Annotated in this window: 2 protein-coding genes and 1 pseudogene; all 3 read left to right on the top strand. The window is 60.7% G+C overall.

Going from position 1 to position 2,297, the window contains the following annotated elements; genetic code table 11:
- Positions 1–810, top strand: an 810-nt coding sequence (locus ABX749_RS30045; RefSeq protein ID WP_372899279.1) for an AAA family ATPase, incomplete at its 5' end; no start/stop codon positions are given.
- Positions 807–1,772 (top strand): ABC transporter permease subunit, encoded by a 966-nt coding sequence (locus tag ABX749_RS30050; RefSeq protein ID WP_372899280.1) that lies wholly within the window; start codon positions 807–809, stop codon positions 1,770–1,772. The genes ABX749_RS30045 and ABX749_RS30050, both read left to right, overlap by 4 nt.
- Before the next feature lie 310 nt (positions 1,773–2,082).
- Positions 2,083–2,297: pseudogene (locus ABX749_RS30055) on the top strand (hypothetical protein); the annotation flags it as partial.

Genomic DNA, 2,297 nt, shown 5'->3' on the forward strand with positions numbered 1-2,297 from the left:
TGCGGGGCGGACCCCCAAACCGATCCGGTCGCGGTGCGGCAAAACGTTTCCTATTTGCCCGGCGACGCGCGGTTGCCCCGGCACCTGCGGGGCGATGGCGTGTTGCGGTTTTTCGCGGACATTCATCCCCGCGGCGATCTGTCGCGCAGCCGGGCGATCGCCGAAGCGCTGGAACTGGACACGCGGCGCCATGTTTCGATGATGTCGACCGGCATGCGACAAAAGCTGGCGCTGGCGGTCGTGCTCGCGCCGGCGACGCCCCTGTTGATTCTCGACGAACCGACAGCCAATTTGGACCCGACGGTTCGCGGGACGGTCATGGAATTGGTTTCCCAGGCCCATCGTGACGGCCGCACGGTGATTTTTTCGTCGCACGTGCTCAGCGAGATCGAAGACACATGCAATCGCGTGGCGTTTCTGCGCGGCGGCCATTTGGTGCTGGAGTTGCAGATGGCGGAACTGTTCCAGCGGCATCGCATCTGGGCAGATTTGCCAGTCGGAACCGCCTTGGATCGCTCGGCCACGCTGGCCAGTCTCCCCGAATCCTTTCGCGATCACATCAGCATCACCGAAGTCGAGTCGATCGCCAGTGACGGCGCGGTGTCCGTCCGTATCGATACCGCCGGCGACCTGGCCCCGATGCTGCCCTGGATCAGTTCGCTGGGACTGCATCGGATGCGAATCGAACCGCTGGGGCTGCGTTCGGTCTACGACTCGGTGCATCACGACACCTTGGAAGACCCACGCGACCATGAAGTGCCGCCCGAGGGCGACAACAACGAACGCATCGACGGTGGGGTGGCAGGATGATCAACCGAATTCTTTTGCGCAGTTACATCAAACAGGCAGCGTTGCTGTTTGTCTCGCTGGGTCTGGCCTTGTTCGCGTTCGCCTGGGTTCGCGTCTGGGTCGTCAGCTTGTTGGACATGGGCCAGTTTCAAAACATCCTGGAACAGCTGCGCGGTTTTGAAAAGCTTTCGCCGATCAGTTTTGATTCGCTGTTCACCTACCAAGGTCGCGTCGGGCTGACGTACGATGAGCCGATCATCATTCTGTGCACGGTGATCTGGTGTCTTTCGCGGGGCAGCGATGTCGTCAGCGGGGAACTGGGCCGCGGAACGATGGAAATGCTGCTGGCGCAACCGATCAGCCGGGCCCAATTGATGTGGTCCCACGCGGCCGTTGCGGTCGGCGGGCTGGCGTTGCTGTGTGGACTGGTGTGGTTCGGAATTTTTGTCGGGGTGTCGGTGACGACGGTGGACGAGACGGTCCCGCCGCCGAGCGTGGATGTGCCGCTGTTCGGATGGACCATTCCGCTGCAGATCAGCGAGCCGCAAGTCGAGTCGTTTCCGCTTTCCGAGCGTGTCGACTCGCGTGCCTATGCGGCACCGACGTTCAGCCTGTTCGCGTTCGGCTTTTTCCTGCTGGGACTGTCCAGTTTCTTTAGCAGCATCGACCGTTACCGGTGGCGAACGATCGGAATGGTGATGGCGATCTATGTCGTGCAATTGGTGATGTTCGGCCTGGGCAAGGCGGCCGAGTCGTTGAACTGGTTGCAGGGGATGTCGTTTTTCAATTGCTACCGCCCCCAGAAACTGGCCGCGTTGGTCGCCGAAGACGGCCTGTCGGCGCCGTGGGATTGGTCCACGCCGATGCCTGACGCGATGCTGCCGCCGTTGTTCTACCCAATGATCCTGATCGTGCTCGGTGGCATCTGCTATCTGCTCGCTGCAAGACAATTTGTTAAGCGAGATTTGCCGGCTCCGTTGTAGGGAGGTGTTAGCGGTTAGCGATTAGCAGTTAGCTTTTAGCGGTTAGCATCGAGCTTGAAAAATTAGGTGGCTGCTGTCGCCGGGCGGCGGGCTTGGTGGGGCGGGGGTGGCAGAATGATGGGGGCAGAATGATGGGGGCAGAATGATGGGGGCAGAAGAGATTTGGCATCGCGATCGGAGCGGTTAGATGGTTTTTCTGTCCCGTCTGTTTCTGCCACTTCTGATCATTTTCATTGCGACATCGATGTTGCGTCGGTCGCTTTGCGTTTCGCTGGAACCCGGGACGGTTCATCCGAGTTAAACTGATGCGATGGGAGATCCACATGCATCGTCGGGGCCGGGGGCCGGTTTGTCGCTGATCGCTGCTGTCGCCGCAGTGTTGCTGCTGGGGCTTGCGTTCGGCGGTTCGTTGTGGGTGCTTGCCGCGATCGTCGCAGCGGCGGTGATCTTGATCAATCGATTCTTGGCGCTGACCTGGACCCGGTGCTCGATCGCCACCCGCGAAGGCGGCGACGCAGAACTGAA

The organism is Stieleria sp., assembly GCF_041595215.1.
GTDB classification, from domain to species: domain Bacteria; phylum Planctomycetota; class Planctomycetia; order Pirellulales; family Pirellulaceae; genus Stieleria; species Stieleria magnilauensis.

Coding starts and splice junctions, on each gene's coding strand:
- ABX749_RS30050 (WP_372899280.1), top strand. CDS start 807: ATGATCAACCGAATTCTTTTGCGCAGTTACATCAAACAGGCAGCGTTG.